The 24,192-nt window shown below is 65.7% G+C and carries 15 protein-coding genes; 10 read left to right on the forward strand and 5 right to left on the reverse strand.

Going from position 1 to position 24,192, the window contains the following annotated elements; all coding sequences use genetic code 11:
* Position 1: 1 nt before the first annotated feature.
* Positions 2-3,238 (forward strand): alpha-(1->3)-arabinofuranosyltransferase domain-containing protein, encoded by a 3,237-nt coding sequence (locus tag ACUY3D_RS05360; RefSeq protein WP_448240518.1) that lies wholly within the window; start codon positions 2-4, stop codon positions 3,236-3,238.
* Positions 3,239-3,397: 159 nt separating this feature from the next.
* Here the strand turns inward: ACUY3D_RS05360 and ACUY3D_RS05365 are convergent, their stop codons facing one another.
* Positions 3,398-4,564 (reverse strand): acyltransferase family protein, encoded by a 1,167-nt coding sequence (locus ACUY3D_RS05365; RefSeq protein WP_070563377.1) that lies wholly within the window; start codon positions 4,562-4,564, stop codon positions 3,398-3,400.
* A gap of 53 nt (positions 4,565-4,617) precedes the next feature.
* Between ACUY3D_RS05365 and ACUY3D_RS05370 the strand changes: the two genes are divergently transcribed.
* On the forward strand, positions 4,618-5,592 hold the full coding sequence (locus tag ACUY3D_RS05370; RefSeq protein ID WP_448240519.1) for a PorA family protein: 975 nt from the start codon (positions 4,618-4,620) through the stop codon (positions 5,590-5,592).
* Between the two features lie 12 nt (positions 5,593-5,604).
* The gene (locus tag ACUY3D_RS05375; RefSeq protein WP_448240520.1) at positions 5,605-7,083 is read left to right on the forward strand and encodes an MmpA family trehalose lipid delivery protein; all 1,479 of its coding nucleotides are present in this window, start codon (positions 5,605-5,607) and stop codon (positions 7,081-7,083) included.
* Here the strand turns inward: ACUY3D_RS05375 and ACUY3D_RS05380 are convergent.
* On the reverse strand, positions 7,007-8,098 hold the full coding sequence (locus ACUY3D_RS05380; protein WP_448240522.1) for a glycosyltransferase family 4 protein: 1,092 nt from the start codon (positions 8,096-8,098) through the stop codon (positions 7,007-7,009). The genes ACUY3D_RS05375 and ACUY3D_RS05380 overlap by 77 nt on opposite strands.
* 24 nt (positions 8,099-8,122) lie before the next feature.
* On the opposite strand from ACUY3D_RS05380, the gene ACUY3D_RS05385 reads away from it, so the two are divergent.
* On the forward strand, positions 8,123-8,887 hold the full coding sequence (locus ACUY3D_RS05385) for a class I SAM-dependent methyltransferase (RefSeq protein WP_448240524.1): 765 nt from the start codon (positions 8,123-8,125) through the stop codon (positions 8,885-8,887).
* Between the two features lie 55 nt (positions 8,888-8,942).
* On the opposite strand, the gene ACUY3D_RS05390 is transcribed toward ACUY3D_RS05385, so the two are convergent.
* Positions 8,943-10,763 (reverse strand): phosphoenolpyruvate carboxykinase (GTP), encoded by a 1,821-nt coding sequence (locus ACUY3D_RS05390; RefSeq protein ID WP_070531911.1) that lies wholly within the window; start codon positions 10,761-10,763, stop codon positions 8,943-8,945.
* A gap of 349 nt (positions 10,764-11,112) precedes the next feature.
* Between ACUY3D_RS05390 and trmB the strand changes: the two genes are divergently transcribed.
* From trmB to ACUY3D_RS05420, 6 genes are all read left to right on the forward strand, one after another.
* Positions 11,113-11,886: a tRNA (guanosine(46)-N7)-methyltransferase TrmB gene (gene trmB / locus ACUY3D_RS05395; RefSeq protein ID WP_448240527.1), complete on the forward strand. Its 774-nt coding sequence runs from the start codon at positions 11,113-11,115 to the stop codon at positions 11,884-11,886.
* Positions 11,886-12,497 carry an NYN domain-containing protein gene (locus tag ACUY3D_RS05400; RefSeq protein WP_143334541.1) on the forward strand — a complete coding sequence of 204 codons (612 nt, stop codon included), beginning with the start codon at positions 11,886-11,888 and terminating at the stop codon, positions 12,495-12,497. Before trmB ends, ACUY3D_RS05400 begins: the two co-directional genes overlap by 1 nt.
* A 7-nt stretch (positions 12,498-12,504) precedes the next feature.
* Positions 12,505-14,901 (forward strand): MMPL family transporter, encoded by a 2,397-nt coding sequence (locus ACUY3D_RS05405; RefSeq protein WP_448240529.1) that lies wholly within the window; start codon positions 12,505-12,507, stop codon positions 14,899-14,901.
* Positions 14,898-15,908 carry a lysylphosphatidylglycerol synthase transmembrane domain-containing protein gene (locus ACUY3D_RS05410; RefSeq protein WP_143334539.1) on the forward strand — a complete coding sequence of 337 codons (1,011 nt, stop codon included), beginning with the start codon at positions 14,898-14,900 and terminating at the stop codon, positions 15,906-15,908. The genes ACUY3D_RS05405 and ACUY3D_RS05410 overlap by 4 nt, the downstream gene beginning before the upstream one ends.
* A complete protein-coding gene (locus tag ACUY3D_RS05415) occupies positions 15,909-16,256 on the forward strand; it encodes a DUF3054 domain-containing protein (RefSeq protein WP_101736129.1) in 348 nt (115 codons plus the stop codon).
* A 127-nt stretch (positions 16,257-16,383) separates the two neighbouring features.
* A complete protein-coding gene (locus tag ACUY3D_RS05420) occupies positions 16,384-17,397 on the forward strand; it encodes an HNH endonuclease signature motif containing protein (protein WP_070562258.1) in 1,014 nt (337 codons plus the stop codon).
* A gap of 270 nt (positions 17,398-17,667) precedes the next feature.
* On the opposite strand, the gene ACUY3D_RS05425 is transcribed toward ACUY3D_RS05420, so the two are convergent.
* Both ACUY3D_RS05425 and ACUY3D_RS05430 read right to left on the reverse strand, forming a co-directional pair.
* Entirely contained in the window at positions 17,668-19,215 is a 1,548-nt protein-coding gene (locus ACUY3D_RS05425; RefSeq protein WP_448240533.1) for an acyl-CoA carboxylase subunit beta, read from the reverse strand.
* Positions 19,212-23,984: a beta-ketoacyl synthase N-terminal-like domain-containing protein gene (locus ACUY3D_RS05430; RefSeq protein WP_448240535.1), complete on the reverse strand. Its 4,773-nt coding sequence runs from the start codon at positions 23,982-23,984 to the stop codon at positions 19,212-19,214. Before ACUY3D_RS05430 ends, ACUY3D_RS05425 begins: the two co-directional genes overlap by 4 nt.
* Positions 23,985-24,192 lie beyond the last annotated feature (208 nt).

Consider the following 24,192-nt stretch of genomic DNA (forward strand, 5'->3'; position numbering starts at 1 on the left):
CGTGCGCGCACACATCGGGGGGCTTTTCTTTTTAGCCCTCGTGGTTCTGGTGCAGCCGTGGGGGCTGACCGCCGCCGATACCAAGCATGATCTGGTGGCCAACCCGGCTAGGTTTTTGGCCGGCGCCCTGCATGCCTATACCGATACTTTTACGCTGGGCCAGCTCCAGAACCAGGCCTATGGCTACCTCTTCCCGCAGGGCTTGTTCTTCTTGCTGGCGGATCCGCTTCCGGATTGGATAGCGCAGCGCGCCTGGTGGTTCTTGGTCCTGGCCGTGGGCTTTCTGGGCTTCTTCCGCGTGGTCCGCACAGTGCTTCCCGCCGCGCCGCGCTATGCCGCGCTGATGGGCAGCCTCCTCTATGCGCTCTCCCCGCGCACGCTGACCACGCTGGGCGCGATTTCCTCGGAGACCTGGCCGGTCATGCTGGCCCCCTGGGTGCTGCTGCCCTTCCTGCGGCCGGGCCGTCTGTGCTGGCGGGATGCCGCACCCTCGGTGGTGGCGGTGGCGTGCATGGGCGCGGTTAACGCCACGGCCACACTCGCCGCTTGCCTGCCGGCGGGTGTGATCCTGCTGTGGCGGCGCGCGGGCAAGACCGGCCTGGTGTGGTTGGCTGGGTGCGCTGCGGTATCCGCGTGGTGGATTACCCCGCTGCTCATCCTGGGCCGCTATGCCCCGCCTTTCACGGAATTCATCGAGTCCGCCGGCGTGACCACGCGGTGGCTCAACCTGGCGGAAATCCTGCGCGGCACCACCAGTTGGGCGCCGTTTGTGGATACCGAACGCGTCGCTGGCAACGAGCTGGCCACCGAGCCGGTCTTCGTGCTTGTCACCGTGGCCGTGGCCGCCCTGGGTCTTATGGGCCTGGCCCGGCTGCCGCGCGAGTGGGCCTTCATGCTGTTGGTGGGGGTGGCCGTGCTCGGCACGCATGCCACCTGGTACCTCGACGCGCTCGATGGCCCTCTGGCCGCGCTGCGCAACGTGCACAAGTTCGACCCGCTGGTGCGCATCCCGCTGGTTCTCGGCGTGGCCGCGATTGCCGCCCGGGTGAGGTTGCCGCGGACGTTGGCACTGGGGCGTCGTGAAGCAGCGGGCCTTCTGGTGTGCCTCGTGGTGATGGGCGCGACCGCCCCGGCGTGGGCGGGCAGGCTACTGCCGAAGGGCGCGTACGAGGAGGTGCCCAGCTATTGGCAGGAGGCCGCTTCTTTCATGAACAGCCTGGATACGCGCGTGCTCATCTACCCACCGGCGTCCTTTGCCCGCCAGGACTGGGGGTGGACGCGCGATGAGCCGGCGCAGCCGCTTCTCGACGTCCCCTGGGCCGTCCGCGACGCCGTTCCCCTCATCCCGCCCGAGGCAATCCGTGGTCTGGACGGTGCGATGGCGCAGATCGAACGCGACCCTGCCACCGCGCCCTTAGTGTTGCAACGCCTAGGCATCGGGGCCGTCGCGGTGCGCCACGACCTCATGTCTGGTTCTTCGGACCACATCCCGGGCGAGGTCCACACCTTCGGGGAGGTCGACGTCGTGGTCTTCGACCCCGACCTCTCCATGAACCTGGCGCCTGCGAATCCGCCGCGCGTGGCGGGCGGTGGGGAGTCGCTCGCGCTCCTCTCCGGTCCTCACGAACTCGTCTCCTCCAACGCCGATATCGTCACCGATACGCCTGCGCTGCGCGACCGCAACTACGGCACGCTTTCCGGCCCGGTCTCCGCGCCGCTGGCCCCTGATGACCCCTCCACCGTGCGCAACCGCCTGCGCGACTACCCCTCCGCTGGCCCGCTGACCCAGGTAGTGGAGCACGATGGCCGCGTCACCGCATCGTCCTCTGCCGCGGATGCCTCGGCCTTCGGCGGGGCGAACCCGGCGCGCTCTCTCACCGCGGCCGTCGACGGTGAGAACTCCACCGCGTGGTGGCCCGCTCCTGGCGATTCCGGCTGGCTGGAGCTGCACTCCGATTCCACGTGGGCTTCGCCCACGCTGCGGCTGATGACCACGGGCACGACCGAGGTGACCATCCACAACGGCGACTCCAAGGTGACGGTCACCATGGAGGCCTACCGCGCCCGCGATATTCGCGTGCCCGGCGCGAAAGCCTCCACCATCCGCATCGAGCCGCAGCGCCGCACCGGGATTGCCGAGGCCTCCATCGTCGATCAGCCCACCCCGCGGCGCCTCGTCACCGTGCCCGACACTTCGCCCGACGCCGAGCAGTTCCTCTTCCAGCAGGACAACGAGCACATCCTCATCCGCTCTTTTACCGCCCCGCGCGACATGACGGTGCGGGTCTCCGGTGAGAAGACAGTGCTTATCGACGGCTCCCCCCACGCCCCCAACTCCACCCTCGACCTGCCCGCCGGTCAGCACCTCGTGCGCACCACCGGCGATTGGGTGGCCCTGACCGATACCGCGTCTTCCCTGCCCGCGCCCCTTCCCGCTTCCTCTGACCGCTCTTCAGCCGCAGCCGGGTCTTCCGCCGGCTCAGCCGCCACATCCGGTGCTGACCACGGCTATACCCCGCTCGCTGCCGGTGAGACCATCGAGCCCGCCGACCACGACCGCCTCCTCATCACCGGCCGTGCCTTCAACGAAGGCCTGCGCGGCGAGCTGCGCTCCCCCAGCACAGCTGCGGTCTCGACGCCAGGTTCAGCACAAGACTCAGCGCCGGACTCAACGCCTGCCTCCAGCTCGGAACCACTGCCCCTCGAACCGCGCTCCATCGATGCCGACACGCAGGCCTTCCTCATTCCCGCCGGTGCCGGCGGCACCTTCCACATGTCTTTTGCTGCCGACCGCGCCTATCGCGTCGGCCTGGGCCTCGGCGGCGCGCTCGCCGCGCTGACCACCGCGCTGTGTCTGCTCGTCATGACCCGCGGTCCGCGCCCTCACTCCGCTTCCCCCGCCTCCGCTGCTTACACGGCACACAACACCGCCTCGTCCAGCCCTGCTACCCACTCGTCTTCCTCGGCGCGTGTCCTTCTAGCCCTGCTCATCGCGGCAACGATGGCTCTCGTCGCAGGTCTGCCCGGTGTGGCCGCCGCTGCCGCGGCGTGGGCCATCACTCGCTGGACCACGTTGCGCCCCGACTACCTGGCGGGCGCGCTCACTTTGGCCGCGGGCGCGATGCTCGCCCGCGCACCCTGGCCCACGGACGGCTACGCCGGCGACTCGCTGCTCGTGCAACTGCTCTGCGCCGCGGCCATCACGTGTGCCTGCCTCCCATCCCGCCGCACGTCCTAAGTACCCGGCCCCGCCCCAGATGGTTTCCCTCAAAAGGTACTAGTCAAAAGGTGTCTTTGGGGGCAGGGAAACCATCTGCGGCGATGTAAAAGGTTTGTTTGGGGTCAAGTAAACCGTTTGACTAATGCCTTCTGGAAAATGCCATGTGTGAAGTGCCGTCTACGGCCCCGCCGAACCGGCGGAATCAGTAAAACCGGCGGCGTTGGCAAGGGATCCGGAACCGCCAGAGCTCGCGGAATCGGCGGCGAGGCGCGGCAGCGAACGCGGAATGGTGATGCGGCCGCGGGCGAAGGAGCGGATGAGGTCGCGGCCGGGGACCTCGACAAGCGCGTAGGTCGCAGCAGAAAGCACACAGCTAACGACCACCGTGAAGACCAACACCACCGCGAAATCCCCGGCAGAGCCGGAGAAAGCAGACACGCCCAACAGCGGGAAGGCAATGGCCAGCACCGCTACGTGCCACATGAAAACACCATAAGACCAGCGGCCCAGCGCTCGCATCACCTCGGAAGAAAGCCAGCTTTCCCGCGGGGCCAGCGCCACCGGCACCACGATGCACGCCCCGCACACCGCCCCCGCCGCAATGCGCCGCGCAAACTCACCCGGTTCTGGATGCACCAAGCCCTGCGGGCCGAACCACTCGCGGCTGGCCAGCCACACACAGCCCGCGGCCACCGCCCAACAAGCGGGCCGCACAATGCGCCCGGCGCGCACACGCACGCCAGCTGCCTCCGCCTCCGCGGCCAGCATTCCCACCGCAAACCACGAGAAATACGCGGGCGGCCAAATCTGCGTATTGACATCGCCGGATTCATACCCGGCCACAAACGGCAGGAAGCCCCAGAACAAACTCAGCACGCCAGCTCCAGCAATAAGCGCAACCCGCGGGCGCGCCGAGAGCTTATCCAACAACCACGCCAACAGCGGCAACACCGCATAGAAGGCGAACTCCACACACAGCGACCACAATTGCGTGAGCCCGGGAACCAGGCCATCGGCAATATAGAGCTGCGTGCCAGTCAGGTTGGTGATGACTTGCGGGAGGGTTAAGGGGGAAGCGTCGGGAAGCAAGGCGAGTACGACCACCACACACACCACATACAACGGCGCCAAGCGCGCCACGCGGGAGAGCACGTACTGCCCCGCCGTGTGCGCGTGCCGCCGGCGCCACAACAAGAAACCGCTGAGGACGAAGAAGACCGCCACCCCGTAATCCAGGCGCTCAGCCCAGGCCCAGCCGGTGGCCGTCTGAAAAGACACGTGCGTGACCACGACTGCCAATGCTGCCAGCGCACGCACGCCTTCGAGCTCAGGGAGAAAGCGCATGGCCCACTACGATACTATTTCTGCAGTGAATCCCTCGACCGATCGGAGCTGACGTGTTCCTTCGCTCCCGCCTAGCGCAGGTGACGATTGCCGCCGCGGTGTTCCTCATATTCGGGTCCATCCTTCCGCCGCTGTACAACAACCAATCCCGCCCGCTGCCCAGGGACCTCAACCTAGAAATCCACGCGGAGCACGACGGAGCCACGTTCACCCGCCACACCACCACCGCCCCTGCGAAGAAGGATTCCGTGGCCCGCGCGCAGTCCACCGTGGACCTCACCTTCAACGGCGAAACCATCGCGCACATCACCGAGGAATCCCAGCTCAACCGCGAATCCACCTACCCGGTGGCGGGGCCGAACACGACGCAGCACATCGAGCTGCCCGCCTTCGACGTACAGGTGGAAGACCGGGTGGAGCGCGACGGCATCAGCTACTTCTTCCCCTCCGGCGCGGAGCAGCGCTCCTATCCCTTCTTCGATCCGCTGACCCAGGACACGGAGCCCATCGATTTCCTGCGCGATGAAAAGCTCGACAGCATCCCCACCTACGTCTTCCACCAGGATGTCGCGCCAGTCTCGCTCGGGGAGGTCTTCGCCTTCGAAGCCCACCGCTCCGGCCCCGCGGGCGATTTTTACTCCGCGGAATCCCTGGAGCGCTACAACCTCAAGCCGAAATCACACGTCATCCTCGAGCCTTTCTACGCCGTGAGCCGCACGGTGTGGGTGGAGCCCACGACCGGCACCATCGTCAACGAGGAGGAGCACCCGCGTATCTTCTGGGCCACGGACGCGCGCCAGGCCCAGGCGATGGTCGATGCCGATGACACGCACGAGCGTGCGCTTCTCGACGTCCCCCTCTCCTGGTCCGATTCCACCCGCGCCGAACGCCTCGACTCTGTTCGCCGGGTGATCGACACGGTCAAGATCTTGAGCCTCGTCGGCTGGCTGGGCAAGGCCATCGGCGTGGCGTTGTTGGCGGTGGCGGCCACGATGTTCATGCGCCGCCATGCAGCGCAGAGCGCGTAGGCGCCCGTGACTGTGTCCCGAGCATCCCTTGCGGTGCGCGCCGCCCTCTGCGCCTGGGGCGTGGTACTCGTGCTCGCGGTGTGTTGGCCTTTCGTGATGCCCGGCGAGTTCCTGTGGCGCGACATGGTGCTGCTTGACCGCCCAGCCCTGAGCGCCGCCGCCTTCGGCGCCGGTGACCTGCCCGCCCGCAATGCACCGCAGGACGGGGTGCTTGCCTTATTCGGCGGAGCGTGGCTGGCCAGGGTCTTCATCCTTGCTGCCGCGAGCGCCTCGGCGTGGGTGGCGGGCCGGTGGGTGCGCGAGTCCAGCCCGTGGGCGGCAGCCGCGGCGATGGCGTGCGCGGTGGCCAATCCTTTTATCATCGAGCGGCTCTTGCAGGGCCAGTGGTCGTTGGCGGTCGCCGCCTGGTTAGCGCCCGTGATCGCGTGGGGTTGCCTCCATGTGCGCCCCCGCGTGGCGTGGTTGGCGCTGTGGGCCGCGTCCTTGACGCCCACCGGCGGGCTCTTCGGAGGACTCATCGCGGTTGTCTGTGAGCGCGAGGGGCGAAGAAGATGGCTCTTCGCTGGCGGCTCAGTTTTGTTGTGGTTGCCGTGGCTAGTTCCAAGCCTCGTGGCCGGTTCGCCTACCTCCCACGGCGACCCCGCCGCCCAGGCCGCGGCCTTCGCCCCGCGCGCGGAGGCCTACGTGGGCACGGTCGGCTCTCTCCTCGGCTTCGGCGGCATCTGGAATGCCGCAGCAGTACCGGCTTCCCGCGAGCAGGGCTTCGCCCTGGCGGGGCTTGCCGTTGCCGCCCTTGCCGTCCTGGGCGCTGCCCGCCTTCCCCGGCGCGAGCTGCGTCCGCTCGCAGCCCTGGCGGTTCTTGGCATGGGCCTGGCCATCCTCGGCGCACTCGCCCCCGGTCTCATCGCCTTCGCCGTCGAGCACATCCCAGGCGCGGGCCTGGTGCGTGATTCCTCCAAGCTCACCTTGCTCGCCCTACCGCTGGCCGTGGCGGGTATCGCGTCCCTGCGCCAGCTTCCCGCCGCACTCGCGCTGTGCGCCTGCCTGCTCCAGGCCCCCGACGCACCGCGGGAAGTCGCCGTGCTACGCCCGCGCGAAACGGGCATCGACCGCCAGCTCGTCGAAGACCTCGACGGGCGCCTGACCTTCTTCGCCGACCGCCCCGCCATGGTGCCGCTTGACGGCGGCATTGCCCTCGACCCCTATTCCAAGGCCGCCAACAAGCTCGACTCCGGCGAGCTCACCGTCGACGGCGTGCCCGTCGACGAACCTGCGCCGCGCTACCTGGCGGCCACCGAAGCTTGGAACAACCGTGACCTCGACCGGCTGGAGAAGCTTGGTGTGGGCGCGGTCGTCGAGGACGGCCGCATCGTCGCCACCACCAACGCGCAACCGGCACCCGCCCCGTGGGGGCTTAGCGCCGCTTGGTGCGCACTTCCGCTTCTAGTAATTCTTCGAAGCGCGCACCGGTTTTCTCCCACGAAAAAGTAGCCGCCAACTCACGTGCCGCCTCGCCCAAACGGTGGCGGAGGGAGGGGTCGTCGACAAGCATGCGCACCGCCTGCGCGAACTCCTCCTCGCGCTGCACCAGCACACCGGTCTTGCCGTCGATAACGCTGTCTTGCAGGCCAAACGCATAACCTACCGTGGGAACCCCATGTTGGGCCGCCTCCATGACTGCCAAACCCCAGCCTTCTTTTCGAGACGGCATGAGGTGGACATCAGCGCGCGCGAGCAGCGCATGTTTATAGTCCTCCGTCACCTGACCACGGAAGCGCACGCGGTCTTCCACCCCGTGGGCACGCGCATACTCGCGCAGGTGGGATTCCCACCAACCGGAACCGATGACGTCGAGAAGCGCGCCCGGAATCCGCGCCACGGTGTCCATGGCATGCTCAATCTGCTTGTGCGGCACCAGGCGCGACAGCGTCACCAGGTGGATATCGGCCTCGCGCTCCAAGGTGGGCACGTGCTCCGGCAGGGGGTCCACGCCGTTCTCAATGATGTGCGCACCGTGAATCCCCAGCTTCTCCAGGTCGCGCTTCGAAGCCTCCGAGACCGTCACCCACGTGTTCTCGCGATACAGCGCGGGCACCACGCGAGATTCCAGGAACCACCCCAGCCGCGACAGGACGGGCCCGGCCACCGGCCACTGCTCGCGGTGGCAGTGGTGCGTCAGGATCACTACGGGTGCGCGGGTGGCCAGGCGCGCGAAGAAGGGGATACCGTTGTGGGTATCCACCACAACGTCAGCGCCGCGCAAAGCGCGGCGCCCCAATAAAATCGACAACAGCGCGCGTGGATACACGCTGAACTTGGCCCCTGCGCGCGAATAGAGCACGCCGTTGCGGCGCTCGCGCTTGGCGGCGTTCATGTGGCGCGCGGTGCGGAAGACCACCTCGTGGCCCTGGGCAGCGAGGTATTCCCCGACGCGCTCGAGGTAGCGCTCGGAGCCGCCACCTTGTGGGTGGGTGGAATCGCGCCAGCACAAAAGAAGGATTTTCATGTCGAGGAACTAGCCTAGTGGGTTATGAAACGCACCCGTGCCTTGGCCACCCTGCGCCGCTCCTGGCGACTGCTGCGCTCCTTCCGCTTTGAGCAGACAGCGCCCGCGGTCTTTTATGGCGGTCTGGCTGAGGACACCGCCGCGCTTGTCGACGCCCTCTCCCGCGACCATTCCCTCTCCCTCACCGGCGCGCGCGTGCTCGACGTCGGGGGCGGGCCCGGCTATTTCGCTTCGGCCTTTGCCCAGCGCGGGGCCAGCTATGTCGGGCTGGAGCCGGACATGGGCGAGATGGCCGCCGCCGGCATCGAGGTGGCCCAGGCCGTGCGCGGCGACGGCACTAGCTTGCCCTTCGCGGATGGCACCTTCGACATCACGTATTCCTCCAACGTGGCCGAGCACATCCCCAACCCGTGGGACATGGGTGAGGAGATGCTGCGCGTGACCAAGCCCGGCGGGTTGGTGATCTTGAGCTACACGGTGTGGCTGGGGCCCTTCGGCGGGCACGAGACCGGCCTGTGGGAGCACTACGTGGGCGGCGAGTTCGCCCGCGACCGCTACGCCCGCATCCACGGCCACCCGCCGAAAAACGTTTTCGGCACCTCACTCTTTGCGCTCTCCGCCCGCGAGGGCTTGGACTGGGCGCGCAGCGTGGCTCCGCCTAGTCCACAGGGCGCAGAATTCCTCGCGGCCTTTCCGCGCTACCACCCTGCCTGGGCCTGGTGGGTGCTCAAGGTGCCGGTACTGCGCGAGTTCCTCACCTCCAACCTGGTCCTCGTCCTGCGCGCTTAAGCCCCTAAAACGACGAAAGCTCCCCCGCAGGGGAGCATCCGTTTAACCGCGATGATTAGGAGGCAGACTCAACGCGCTCCTTGAGCGCGGTGAACTGATCCCACACCTCAGACGGAACGCGGGAGCCCAGGAAGGTCAGGTACTCCTTGTTGTCTTCCATGTCACCAGCCCAATCGGCCGGGTTCACGGAAAGGGCCTCGCGGACGTCCTCGATGTCGAAGTCGATGCCGGTGAGGTCGATATCCTCCGGGCGGGCGGTGTGGCCCACGACGGTCTCAACGGCGTCGACCTTGCCCTCGATGCGGTCCACAATCCACTTGAGAACGCGGGAGTTCTCGCCAAAGCCCGGCCACAGGAAGCGGCGGTCCTCACCGCGGCGGAACCAGTTCACCAGGAAGATGGCCGGCATACGGTCGCCGCCCTTTTCGCCCATATCTACCCAGTGCTGCAGGTAGTCACCGGCGTTGTAGCCCATGAACGGCAGCATGGCCATCGGGTCGTGGCGCAGGGCGCCGACCTTGCCCTCGGCGGCAGCAGTCTGACCGGAGGAGAGCAGGGCGCCAATCATGGTGCCGTGGTTCCAGTCGAAGGCCTGGGTCACCAGCGGGACGGTATCCGCGCGGCGGCCGCCGAAGAGGATGGCGTCAATCTTGACGCCCTTCCAGTCATCAAATTCCGGCGCAGCGGACGGGCACTGCGTAATCGGCACACAGTAGCGGGAGTTCGGGTGAGCCGCCTTGGTGGTCGAAGCCGGGGTCCAGTCGTTGCCATGCCAGTCGATGAGGTGCTCCGGGGCCTCGCCCATTTCCTCCCACCAGACATCGCCGTCGTCGGTCAGCGCGACGTTGGTGAACAGGGTGTTGCCCGGCTCCATCGTCTTCATGGCAATCGGGTTGGAATCGTAGTTGGTGCCCGGTGCCACGCCGAAGAAGCCGTTCTCCGGGTTGACGGCGTACAGGCCGTCCTCGCGCAGCTTCATCCACGCGATGTCATCGCCCACGACCTCAGCCGACCAGCCCGGAATCGTCGGGGTAATCATGGCCAGGTTGGTCTTACCGCAGGCGGACGGGAAGGCGGCCGCGATGTGGTACTTCTTGCCCTCCGGGTTGGTGAGCTTCAGGATGAGCATGTGCTCTGCCATCCAGCCCTCTTCCTTCGCCATGACGGAAGCAATACGCAGCGCGTAGCACTTCTTGGCCAAGATGGCGTTTCCGCCGTAGCCGGAGCCGTAGGACCAAATCTCCTTGGTCTCCGGGAACTGCGTGATGTACTTCTTATCGTTGCACGGCCAGGCGACATCCTCCTGGCCCGGCTCCAGCGGGGCACCCACGGAATGCAGGGCGTGGACAAAGTCGCCGTTGTCCCCGATCTTGTCCAGGGCCTGCTGGCCCATGCGGGTCATAATGCGCATGGAGAGCACAACATAAGCCGAGTCGGTGAGCTGCACGCCGAGCTTCGGGTCCGGATCACTAATCGGGCCCATGCAGAACGGCACGACGTACATGGTGCGGCCCTTCATGGAGCCGCGGAAGGCCTCGGTCATCTCTTCCTTCATGGCTGCCGGCGGGGCCCAGTTATTGGTCGGGCCAGCGTCCTCAGCAGTCTCGGTGCAGATGAAGGTGCGGGACTCCACGCGGGCGACATCCGAAGGATTCGAGCGAGCCAGGTAGGAGTTCGGGCGCTTCTCCTCGTTGAGCTTAATCAGGGTGCCCTTTTCCACTAGCTCGGCGGCGAGGCGGTCAGCCTCCTCCTGGGAGCCGTCTACGAAGACGACCTCTTCCGGCTGGAAGAGCTCGACGCTCTCACTGATCCACGAAATAAGCTTCTCGTTCTTCGTGGGCAGTTCACCTACAAGGCCCTTAATAGTTGCGGTCATCTCACATTCTCCTGTGGTCGGTGTGGCCAGGGTGCTTTATTTCGCCGAAGGTTCCCCCAACGACGTTTCACCAACCAGAGTACGGACACTGGTGATAACAGAATGTGTAATGCCCGCCACCCCGGTTATATCCACCCAGTTCATACCGACTATGTCGAGGACAGCGGAGTGTGAAATATGGCACCCACCGCCCCCAATCGCCCCCATACGGGGGTTTCGTTTCTGTGGATCGCTCATCCCGTACGCCCGTCCTATTACCCCCGCGGAGACCTGATTGGTCTCCACCTAGGCGCCCTCCACGGCGCGGCACGTTGCCCCTCACCCCTGCTTAAGGGAACAATGTCAACTGATGAATAGTGCAGACTCCTCCCAGAATCCCGCCGCGCAAATGCCTCATGGCCGCGGCCTCCAGACGGATTTCAACGCCGAGTTCAACAATGATTTGGACTACCCACGCCTCGGCAACGTGACCTTCCGTCGCGGCACCCTCACCGACAACCAGAACGCCCTCTTCGAGGAGCACTGGCCACAGTTGGGACGCCTGCTTGCCGACGAACCCCTCGACATCCCCGCCTGGTTCGGCCGCGAGGGGGCTAAGACCATCGTCGAGATCGGCTCCGGCACCGGTACCTCAACCGCAGCCATGGCGCCACTCGAGCAGGACACCAACATCATCGCCGTCGAGCTCTACAAGCCGGGCCTGGCCAAGCTGCTGGGCTCCATCGTGCGCAACGATATTGAGAGCATCCGCATGGTCCGCGGCGATGGCATCGAGGTCCTCATGCGCATGTTCGCACCCGAGTCCTTGGATGGCATCCGCATCTTCTTCCCGGATCCGTGGCCCAAGGCCCGCCACCACAAGCGCCGCATCATCCAATCCGGCACGCTCAACCTCTTCGCCTCCCGCCTGAAGCCCGGCGGCGTGCTCCACGTGGCCACCGACCACGCCGGCTACGCCGAGTGGATCAACGAGCTCGTCGAGGTCGAGCCCTCCCTCGACTACAAGGGCTGGCCCTGGCCGGGATGCCCCATCCTCACCGACCGCCAGGTCATCACCAAGTTTGAGGGCAAGGGCCTGGATAAGGAACACGTCATCACCGAGTACCTGTGGGAGAAGAAGTAATGGCCGGAACCTACCTTCTGGTGTGGGACGCACCCAACATGGACATGGGTCTCGGCGCCATCCTCGGCGGGCGCCCCACCGCCGCCTACCGCCCGCGCTTCGACGCCATTGGCCGCTGGCTGGTAGAGCTGGCCTTCGATAACGACGCCACCCCCGAGGCCGCCGTCTTCACCAACGTCAGCCCCGGTGGCGCCGACGTCATCCGCCCCTGGGTCGAGGCCATCCGCAACGTCGGCTTCGCCGTTTTTGCCAAGCCGAAGCTCCACGACGACGATGACGTCGACCCCGACATGGTCGAGTACATCAAGGCCAACCGCGAGAACCTCTCCGGTGTCATCGTGGCTTCTGCCGACGGCCAGAACTTCCAGCACCTGCTGGAGCAGCTCTCCGCTTCCGGCCTGCCCACCTGCGTGCTCGGCTTCCACGAGCACACCTCCTGGGCGCTGACCCACCCCGATATCGAGTTCGTCGACCTCGAAGACATCGAAGGCGTCTTCCGCGAACCGCTGCCGCGCGTTAACCTGGATAATCTGCCTCCAGGCGGCGCCTGGCTGCAGCCTTTCCGCCCGCTGTCCGCGCTGCTGCCGGACCGCGCGCCCGAGCACAATTAGGAGCCGCATGTTTTATTCTTGGGGCCGCTTCTCCTATGCCCACCGCAAGGTCATCCCGCTCATCATCGTGGGTCTCATCCTTGGCCTCTTCTTCGGCTTCGGCACCCGCCTGGGTGACCGGATGAGCCAGGAGGGCTGGGAAGACCCGGGGGCGGCGTCGACAAGCGCGGCACAGATAGAGTTGGAGACCTTCGGCCGCGACAATTCCGGCGACGTCATCCTGCTTTTCGACGATCCCGATGCCCACGCCGCCGAAGCCAAGGCCTTCCTGGATGAGCTCAAGGCGCAGCACCCGGAGCAGATCGACTCCGTGACCAGCTACTTCGATAAGCGCAACCCGAACCTCATCACGCAGGACCACTCCACAGCATTCGCCGCCATCGGCCTGAAGGGCGACGGCGAGCAAACGCTCAAGGATTTCCGCGCCATCGAGGATTCGCTGCACGCTGCCGACGTGCCCGTGCAGGTGGCGGGCGCCACGGCCGTGGCCGATGCGCTGGATGAAGGCATGGCTGAGGACATCTCCCGCGCGGAAAAGGCCGCCCTGCCGCTCGTCGGCCTGCTGCTGCTGGTTGTCTTCGGCTCCGTCGTCGCGGCCTTCATGCCGCTCGTCGTGGGCGCTTTGTCCATCCTGGGCTCTCTGGGTATCCTCTCGATCCTGGCTGGCTTCCAGCAGGTCAACGTGTTCGCGCAGGCCGTCGTCACGCTGCTGGGCTTGGGCCTGGCCATCGACTATGGCCTGTTCATGGTTTCGCGCTTCCGCGAGGAGCTGGACAAGGGCCGCGATACCAAGGAGGCCGTGGCGATCACCACCGCCACCGCCGGCCAGACCGTGGTCTTTTCCGCCGCGATGGTGGCCGTGTCCCTCTCCGGGCTTTTCCTCTTCCCGCAGGCCTTCCTCAAGTCCGTGGCCTATGGCTCCATCTCCGCGGTGGGCCTCGCCGCACTCCTGTCGGTGATGGTGCTGCCGTCGTTGTTTGGCATGCTGGGCCCCAACATCGACAAGTGGACCGTGCGCAAGACCTCGCGGCGCGGACGCCGCATCGAGGACACGTGGTGGTACCGGATGCCGCGCTGGGCCATGGGCCGCGCGGGGCTGATGACCACCGCCATCTGCGCCCTGCTCATCGCGCTGGCCCTGCCGGTGCTGGGCGTGAAATTCGGCGGCATCAACGAGACCTACCTGCCGCCCAACCAAGACGCGCGCGTGGCGCAGGATCAGTTCAACGAGCAGTTCCCCTCCTTCCGCACCGAGCCGGTCAAGCTGGTGGTGAAGAACGCGACGAATGAGCAGCTTGTCGACGTCGTCATGCAAGCCCGCTCCATCCAAGGCCTTACCGAGCCAATGGGCCCGAAGACCGCGACCGTCGACGGCACCACCGTCCTCGGCGCCGGTATCCAGGACCGCGAGGACTACGCACGAATCGTCCACGAGCTCGAGAACATTGAGGCACCCGACGGCGTGGAGCTTTATGTCGGCGGCACCCCGGCCATGGAAGTCGAGTCCCTCGACGCGCTCTTCGACACGCTACCCTGGATGGCCCTCTACGTGGTGCTGGCCACCTTCATCCTCATGGCGCTGGTCTTCGGCAGCTTCATCCTGCCGCTCAAGGCCATCATCATGACGCTGCTCTCGCTGGGTGCAACGCTGGGCATCTTGACGCTCATGTTCGTCGATGGCCTCGGCTCCGGCCTGCTCAACTTCACCGCTGGTCCGCTCATGAGCCCGATTCTGGTGCTCATCATCGCCATCGTCTTTGGCCTGTCCACGGACTACGAGGTCTTCCTAGTCTCGCGCATGGTAGAAGCCCGCCGCCGGGGCGCTTCCACGGACGAGGCCATCGCGGCGGGTACCGCGCACACCGGCGGCATCATCACGGCGGCCGCGCTCATCATGATTGTGGTCGCGGGAGCCTTTGGCTTCTCCGACATCGTGATGATGAAATACATCGCCTTCGGCATGATTTTTGCACTGCTTATCGACGCCACCATCGTCCGCATGCTCCTCGTCCCCGCCGTCATGCACCTGCTGCGCGAGGACAACTGGTGGGCCCCGCGCTTCCTCACACGCCTGACCCACCGCCTCGGCGGCGAGAACTCCCCAGCTGCCGAGCCGGTGCCCACCGCCCCAGTACTGAACAACGAAGAGGCCGCACCGACTGAACAGGCTGCGCCGTCCCCCGCCGTTACTACCGAGCGGGACGAGCCGCGTTCTTCGACTGGGTCCACCGAGCAGGCCGACGCGCCCCATTCTCCCGTGACTCCGGCAGAACAGGTTGAGGAGGCGTCGCCAAGCACGGCGAACGAAGCCGCCGTACGCGGGGACCGCAGCGCCGATACTGACGAGGAGCTCATCCCCTTCTCCGAGCTGGTCAAGCGCCTCAATTCCACGGATGGTCGATGAAAAAGAACTGGCTGACCTGGATAATTTCCCTGCTGATTCTGGCCGCGCTGGCGTGGTTCTTCCGCGACCAGCTGGACTTCATCTCCGAGGGATTGCGCCGCCTGCGCCACGCTGAGCCTTTCCCCGTGGTGCTGGTGGTGTTCTTCGCACTGCTGTCCATCGCGGGTATGGCGGAAGTGATGAAGCGGCTCATCGGCGCAGGCGGCGTCAAGGTGCCACTGCGCGAAACCTATGCCATCACGCTGGCCTCCAATGCCTGGTCCACGACTCTGCCGGCGGGCCCTGCCTTTTCGGCTTTGCTCACCTTCCAGGTGCAGCGCCGCTGGGGTGCGTCGGTGGCGCTGTGCAGTTACTTCCTGTTTCTGTCCTCGATCATTAGCTCGATGTTCCTCGCGCTCATTGGCTTGGGCGGGGTGTTTTTCCTCAACGCGGATATGGCGCTGGGGTCGCTCATCACCACGGTTGTCCTCATGCTCGCCGCCCTCGGTGGCATTTTCTGGTTGACCTCGCACCCAGTAACTCTTGAGCGCTGGCTGCGCAAGCTGCGGCCCGGCCCGAAGCGGGACCGTGCGATCCAGGAGGTCCGCAACCTGGGCGAGGTGCATCTATCGCGTGGCCCCTTTGCTGTGGTTGCTGGGGCGTCGCTAGTTCACCGCCTGGCCGATATGGGCGCACTGTGGGCATCCGTGTGGGCGGTGACCGGGGAGATTCCGTGGCTGCGCGCCGGCGCCGATGACACCACCCTGGCCGGTGTTGCCCTAGCCTTCCTCGCCGCGAAGCTGGCCGGCTCCGCGCAGGTCACCCCGGGTGGCGTGGGCACGGTGGAGGCCGCGCTCATCACCCCGCTGGTGGCCACGGGCCTGACCGTGGTGCACGCCACCTCCGCGGCCATCATCTACCGGCTTATTTCCTTTGCGCTCATCACTATCATTGGATGGGTCATCTACTTCGCCCACTACGCCCGCGATGGCTTTTCTTACGCGGCGTTGAACCGGAAGGAATCCTAAATGCGCGTTGCCCCGCTTATCGACGTCCTCGCCCTCGCTCTCTTCGCCATCCTCGCCCGCCTGGCGCATGGTGGCCTGAGCTTTAGCTCGTGGGTGGATGCCTTCTGGCCGTGGACCGTGGGCGCGTTGGTTGGCTGGGTCATCATCATGGCGGCGAAGCTGAGCGGCCTGTGGAAGGAAGGCGTCGTCGTGTGGCTGAGCGCCATCATTGTCGGCATGGCTTTGTGGATGCTGGTCAACGGCCGCCTACCGCACTGGTCCTTCCTCATCGTGGCCACCGTGATGTCCGCGCTGTTCTTCTTTGGCTGGCGAGCCATCGCGGCCTTTGCTTCCCGCTCCCGCGCATAGAATCTTTGCCATAGTCGGTTACCCGTCGACCTGCTCTCATCCTTTTACACCCGTGCACATTGGTGTTTGAGCTGGGATTTTAGCGTTCCGGTTGCGGGGTACTTCGGGGCGGTTTAGTGTGTGAGGCATGAAGTTGGGGGACTTACTCGGGGTACTCGCTCGCGGCATGCACGTCGTCTCCTTGTGCGCAGGGCACACGCACGAGGACATGCTGGCGCTGGGCGCGACGCCGCGCGTGGCGCGGCAGCTCGAGGGACTCCACCGCGTTTATTTTGGCCAAACTGCTTTCAGCGCCAAGCAGCGCCGCGCCCGGGAGACTAACCATGCGCTGGATACGCTGCTGCAGATTGAGCGGCATGTGGCGCGCGTCAAGAACTCGCGCCAGGCATGGGACTTGCGCGTGGAATTGTGTGCGACCCCAGAAGGCGAGATTGCGGGTGTGGCGAAGCGCAGGCTCGCGGAGCTCACACCCGAGCCCACTCCTGGCGTCCGCGTGCGACGCAGTGCGGGCGGCATGCACAAGCTCATCATCACGGATCGCCCGCGCGCGATTGCCAATCTAGTAGGCACTCTCAAAGCCACGTCGGAGGACCTGCTCAAGGCAGTCCACGAGGTCTTTTCCGGAAGCGGCGCGCCGAAGCCGGCATTGCATGCTCACGTCATTGTGCGCCTCGAACAGCTGGACAAGATTGTGCGGGGCGAGGGCGATGACATCCTTCTGCAGGCAACCGACGGCGGCACGATGACAGGCGCGGAGTTCCTCCGCACCACGTTTTCTGAGCGTGGCTTCGTCTCCCTCTTCCACCCGGTCGAGGGGCCGGTCAATGTGTATTACGGCAGCCGCTTCGCCAACGATAAGCAACGAATCCTGCTCAGCGCAGAGCATCCGACGTGCGCTTGGCTCGGCTGCACAAGACCTGCCGCGGAATGCCAGATGCACCACATCAGACGGTGGCAGGATGGCGGGCCGACGAACCTCGACAACCTCGTGCCGTTATGCAAGTATCACAACGCCATCAACGACGATGACCCCGCCCGCCCCACGTACCGCGGGCGCATCGACCGCATCGAAGGCCGCATGGCGTGGCTGCCTCCCGACGGTGGACCGCCAGTCCCCATACCCAGCCCGGTCTGGGATTAAAAAAGCCCCTCCGCAAGGAGGGGCTAGAAGCGCTGGCTTACTTCGAGCTCAGGGCGGAAACGTCCACGCCGGCCTGGTTGAGCAGCATAAAGACGAGGTTGATGATGTCACCGCTGAGGTCAAGAACGCTAGAGAGCATTGGGTTTCTCCTTTGATTGAATTCCTAGTCTTTAGGCTTATCGGATAAAACAGGCTCACATGTTACGCCGAGACACAAAATTCAGCGCGATCCGCAGGCCTTCTTTAGACTCTATCCTGGCTCAGACGACGCTAGAGCGGGGAGATGGTGTGCTTCTTGGGCAGGTCCTTCTCCTGCTTATCGGCAAGCTGGCGCAGCGCGCGGCGCAGGGCCAAGCGCGACTCGGAGGGCTTAATCATGCCGTCGAGGTAGCCACGCTCCGCGGCGACATAAGGCGCGGTCATGGTCTCGTCGTAGAAGTCCATGAACATCTTCTTCGTCATCGCGCGTTGCTCTGGGGTCTCGGCGGCCTCGAGCTGCTTGCCCGCAATCATGACCACGGCGGCGGCCGAGCCCATCACGGCGATCTGGGCCGTCGGCCACGCCAGGTTGATATCACCGGTCAGGTTCTTCGAGCCCATCACGGCATAAGCACCGCCATAAGCCTTGCGCACAATCAGCGAGACCTTCGGCACGGTGGCCTCCACCACCGCAAACGCAAACTTCGCGCCGCGGTGAATCAAGCCCGCCTTCTCCTGGTCCACGCCCGGCAGGTAACCCGGCGTATCAACCACAAAGACCAGCGGGATGTTGTAGGCATCGCAGATACGGATAAAGCGCGCGCCCTTATCGGCGGCATCCGCATCGATACAGCCCGCCGAATGCATCGGGTTATTCGCCACAAAGCCCACGGCCTTGCCGTCGATGCGCCCAAAGGCGGTGATGACGTTGGGGGCGTAGTTCTCCTGGATTTCGATGAGCTCGTCATCGTCGCCAAGCTGCGTGAGCAGGTCCATCATGTCGTAGCCGGCGTTCGTATCATCCGGCATGAAGGAATCCAGCTCAGTGTCCTGGGCTACCTCCTCATCAGTAGGCGCATCGAAGACCGGAGACTCGTCGAAGCAGGTCAGCGGCAGGTGGTCGAGCAAATCGCGCACCACGTCGAAGGCCTCATCCTCCGAGGGCACCACGACGGACACGTTGCCGTTGAGCTCCTGCTGGCGGGCGGAACCCAAGTCGTGGGAAGAAATCTCCTCGCCCGTGACCTCCTTGATCACGTTCGGGCCCGTCACGTACATCTCGGCCTCACCATCGACGGCGATGATGAAGTCCGTGGTCACCGGCGCATACACCGCGCCACCGGCGGACTTGCCCATCATGATGGAAATCTGCGGGCTGCGGCCGGACAACGGCAGCTGGCGGCGGGCAATCTCGGAGTACATGGCCAGAGACGTCACCGCATCCTGGATGCGCGCGCCGCCGGAATCCTGGATACCGATAACCGGGCAGCCAATCTTGATGGCCAAATCCATGATGTCGGTGACCTTCTTACCAAAGGTCACGCCCACGGAACCGCCGTACACCGTCTTGTCGTGGGCATAGATGCAGACAGGGCGGCCGTTGATGCGGCCGTGGCCGGTGACCACGCCGTCGGAGTAAATCGCGTCCGGGTCGCCGGGGGTCTTGCCCAGGGCGCCGGTTTCGACGAAGGAGCCTTCGTCGAGAAGCGCGGCGATGCGTTGGCGCGGAGTCGAACGCCCAGCTTCGTCGCGGCGTGCCCGGGAGCGCTCGCTGCCGGGGTCCTGGGCACGCTCGAGGCGCTCGCGTAGGTCCGCTAGCTTGTCAGCGGTGCTAGTCACTTCCGAATCTTCTCCTCGATCCATTCCTCCATGTGCTTGCCCACGATACCGATTGCGGGCTCGTCGGGAACCGCCAGGTGGTCGCCCGGCAGCTGCACAATCTCCAGATCCTTCACGATAACGCCCCAGCCGCCGTCCGGGTTAATCTCCGCATACGCCGGCTCGAGTTCGATGGCGCCGTCGTGCATGCGCTCGGAGCGGAACAGGATGACGGGCACGCTTACCGACGCCCACCTTCCCATATCCAGCGAGCCCAAAATCTGGTTGTCCACGAAGGATGCGCGCTGGTGCTCCAGCACGCCGGCGGACAGGCCGTGCTCGGAGGCATCGGTGGAGCTGAGGAATTCGGCGAGCATGGCCATGAGTGCGTCTTCGCCGACGGTCTCCAGCATCTCGTAGGGCGGCTCGAAGTCGAGGCCGTAGGTCTTCTTGGCAAAGGCCGCGTAGCGGCCCCAGCGGGCCTTGGTTTCCTCCAGCGTCTTCGGGGCCGGGTGGGCCGGCTGGGTGGTATCCAGCAGAGCGATGAAGGCAACCTCAGCAGTGTCCTCGCCGCGGGCTGCGCGCTCTTGCAGCTGGTAGGCCACCTCATAGGCCAACGCGCCGCCGAAGGACCAGCCGCCAAGCACGACCTTGCGGCCGCGCGCGTAGTGCAGGATGTCCTCGATGTAGGCGGCGGCGCGATCCTCCAGGCTGCCCTCGAGGCGCTCGACGCCGTAGACGGCGACGTCGGCAGGCAGGCGGCGGGTCAGCGGCTGGTAGACCACGGTGGTGCCGCCGGCCGGGTGGAACATGAAGACGGCGGGGCCATCGGCCTCGCGCAGGACACGGATATTGCCCTCGACCTCAGTCTCCAGGCCCTCGCGGACGAGGTCCGCCAGGTTCTCCAGCGCTTCGGCCTCGTGGACCTGGTGCGCAGTGACCTCGATGCCAGCGCGCTCGGTGAGGCGTTCGGCAATCTTTTCTGCCACCTCATCGCTGACCTGCGGTAGCGCGGAGGTCACGCCGGCTGCGGCCGTACCTGTGAAGGTGGCCCAGGTGCCGAAGACCATGCGCTCGGAGGCATCGCGCGGTGCAACGCCCACGCCTTCGCCGCCCTTCGCGCTCACCGCGGAGGCGTCTGGGGTGGTGTCGTCGCTCTCGGTGAGCGCGGAGGGTGCGTCGGCGGTCGCGTCGGCGCTTGCGGTTGCGGCATCGGGCTGCTCGGACACGGCCTCTTCGACCATGGTGATGACGTCGGCGAGGGAGGCGTCGCGAAGCGCCTGCACCTGCAGCGGCGGAATCTGGAAGTCATTCTCCACCCGGTTCTTGATGCGCATGCCCATGAGCGAATCCAGGCCCAGATCAATGAGCGGCAGCTCGCGCGGGAGATCGGAGACGTCGTAGCCCATGGACTCCGACACGATGAGCGCCAAGCGCTCCTCCACGCTCTCCTTCTCCGGGTCCCAGCGCACGGCGTCGACCCCTACGTCGGGGTCAGCAAACTGCGGCGCGGTCACGGCCTGCGGCAGGCTCGGCTCGGCCGTCGGGGTGGGTTCTGCAAGGTTAAGGGTCGAGGCAAAACCTTCCGCAACAAGCTTGGTGGTCGCTCCATCCACGTAGTGCACCGCCACCGACAGCCCGCCCAGCGTGCGGCGAACAATGGTGGTGACCTCGCCCTTCGCGGGCAGATCCAGGTGCTCCTCGCTCGCCGCGATGTGCGCGCCCGGGGTGACGGCCTCGGCGGCGGCCTCCAGGATGGCCAGCGCGCTCGGCGCCTGGTCAGCGTTCGTGGAGAACGCCACCGCGCCCTCCGGCAGCGTCACGCGCGCGCCCGGCAGGCCGGACACACCCGACGAGGGACGAGCGTTGGTCCAGAAACGCTGGCGGCGGAAGCGGGTATGCGGGGCGGCGACAAGCGCGCCCGAGCCAAGGACCTTAGTGTAGTTCACCGGAGTTCCCGCGACGTAGAGCTTGCCCAGCAGATCCAACAGCGACTCGGTGGGATCCACCTTGCGCTTCAGGCTATAGAGCAGCTGCGCATCCGCCTTGCCCGCAGCAAAGGCCGTGGACATCAGGCCCATGAGCGCAATCGGGTTCGGGGAAATCTCAACGATCTGCATGTGGCCCGCCGCAAAGGCTGCCTCCGCTGCGTCCTGCAGGTAGACGGGCTTGCGGGTCATGCGGATCCAGTAGTCCTCATCGTGCAGCACCGTACCGGGGCGGTAGACCTTGCCGCGGTCCACGGAGGAGAAGAGCGTCGTGTGTAGCGGACGGGTCTCGATGCCAGCGATCTCCGCATAGAGCTCACCGAGGAGCGGGTCGACGGCGGAGGTGTGGCCCGCGCCCTTGACGTTGAGCGCGCGGGCGAACTTGTCCTCGCCTTCGAGGCGCTCCACCAGCGCGAGGACCTCTTCGCGCGGACCACCGACGGTGGTCATGCCGGGGCCGGTGTACACGGCAGGTTCGATGGAACCCGGAAGGGCGTCAATCTCCTCGGCGGAGAGCTCGACGACGGCCATGGCGCCCTGCTGATCGTCGGGAAGCGAGGCCTCGCCCTCCCCCATCAGGCGTGCGCGGTGGCAGGCGATGAGCATGGCGTCGGCCGCCGTGATGCCGCCCGCAGCATAGGCCGCGCCGATCTCACCCATGGACATGCCGATAACGCCGGCAGGGCGCACGCCGAAGGTGGCGAGCAGATCCGTCAGCGCTATCTGGATGGCGGTGATGGCCACCTGCGCGGTTTCGGTGTTGTAGGTCTGGGCGTCGTCGTGCACCAGCTCCAGGATGGACCAGCCGGATTCGCGCTGCACGATGGCGTCGAGCTCCTCCAGGCGCTCCTTGAACAGCGGCGAGATCTCAATCATGTCCTTGGCCATCTTGCGGTGCTGGGAGCCAAAGCCGGAGTACATGAAGACGGGGCCGTGGACGGAGGGAGAATCCGCCGCGGCGATGCCCACGGAGACGGTTCCCTCGGCGACCTGTCGCAGGCGCTTGACAGCTTCCTCGCTGGACGACGCCACCACTACCGCACGCGAGCGCCCATGGTTGCGGCGCGCAAGGGTACGGGCCAGGGAAAGCAGGTTCGGGTTCTCTGCCTCGATATAGTCCGCCAAGTCGGAAGCCGCTGCGGCGCGGCGGGAGGGCAGCAGGCCGGAGACCGGCAGGGCCACTGGCTGCCCCTCGCCGATGGCGACCTGCGGGGTGTCCTGGTGGGTGAGCCCGCGGTAGTCAGTCAGCACAACGTGCGCATTGGTACCGCCGAAGCCGAAGCCGGAAACACCCGCGACCTTCTGGCCGGAATATTCGGGCCATTCGCGCGGGTCCTCGACCACTTCGAGGTGCTCGGCGTCGAAATCGATATAGCGGTTGGGGCCCGCGTAGTTGATATTCGGCGGGATGACGCCGTGGCGCATTCCTTCGATGACCTTGATGAGGCCCACCACGCCGGCGGCAGACTCGGAGTGGCCGATGTTGGTCTTGGCAGAACCCAGCAGGGTCGGGTTCGCGGCCTGGCGGCCCGGGCCCAACGCGCGGCCGAGCGCGGTGGCCTCGATGGGGTCACCGAGGATGGTGCCGGTGCCGTGGGCCTCGACGTAGTCCACGTCCTGCGGGCGGATGCCGGCGTCGGCATAGGCGCGCTCGAGGACGTCGACCTGCGCCTCCGGGTTGGGGGCGGTCAGGCCGTTGGAGTGGCCGTCGGAGTTGACCGCGGTGCCCTTGATGACGGCATGGATGGTGTCGCCATCGCGCTCGGCGTCCTCGAGGCGCTTGAGCACGAGCACGCCCGCGGCATCCGCGCGGACGATGCCATCGGCATCATCGGAAAAGGCGTGGATGGCGCTGGTGGGCGAGGTAACTCCCAGCTCACTAAAGCCAATGGAGGCGTGCGGCGAGGCCAAGATGTTCACGCCGCCGGCGAGTGCCGTATCAGCCGCACCCACGCGCAGGTCCTTGACCGCCTGGTTGACCGCCACGAGGGAGGCGGAGCACGCGGTGTCCACGTTGATGGAAGGGCCGCGCAGATCGAAGGCGTAGGACAGGCGGTTGGCAATAATCGCCGAGGACGTACCCGTCATGGCATAGGGATGCATCTCGGCCGGATCGGCGGTAATGAGCATGCCGTAGTCATTGTTGGTGGAACCCATGTAGACACCGGTGGCGGTTCCGCGCAGCTGGTTGGCGGGCACGCCGGCGTCCTCGAGGGCCTCCCACGAGACCTCCATGAGGATGCGCTGCTGCGGATCCATGTTGGCCGCCTCCAGCGGGGAGAGACCAAAGAACTCGGGGTCGAAGGAAGCGATGTCCTCGATATAGCCACCGTCGGTGTTCTGCTGCTCAATCTTCTCGCTGGTAATGGGATCGGAAGAGTATTCCGACCAGCGTCCGACAGGCAGCGGGCCAGTGCCGGCGCGGCCTTCGACGAGCATGGTCCAGAACTCATCAACGTTTTTAGCGCCCGGGAAGCGGCCAGCGTAACCGATGACGGCGATGTCACCGCCCGCGATGGTGGCCGGGCGTGGCGACGCCTCCTTCGGTGCACTCTCCCCTGCAGCGGCTGCACCGTTGACCAGGCGCTCAGCCAGCTGCGCGATGGTCGGGTACTCGTAGGCCACGGTGGGCTCGAGCTTAATGCCGAGGAGGTTTTCTAATTCGCCGGAAAGGACCACTGCGTCACGCGAGGACAGCCCAAAATTCTCCAGCGGTTTGGTGTCCGTGATTTCCTCTGCCGACAGGCCGGTGGTCTGCGCAACCCAGGTGCGCAACCAGCCACGAAGCTCTTCAACGGTCATAAATCTCTAGCTTTCTTACGCGGACTAAAAAATATCTAACTCTGCATTCGATTTTGCGCAGCACGAAAACGCGCACGTCGAAGCGTACATAGGGGTTATCGACCAATTATCTCACTTTGTTAACTTGGGTTTCATAACCGACATACCCACAGGCAGCAGCAACCCCCGCCCCGCAGTAGCGCGGGAACGGGGGTTTAAGCGGCGTGGG

Source organism: Corynebacterium guaraldiae, from assembly GCF_053480195.1.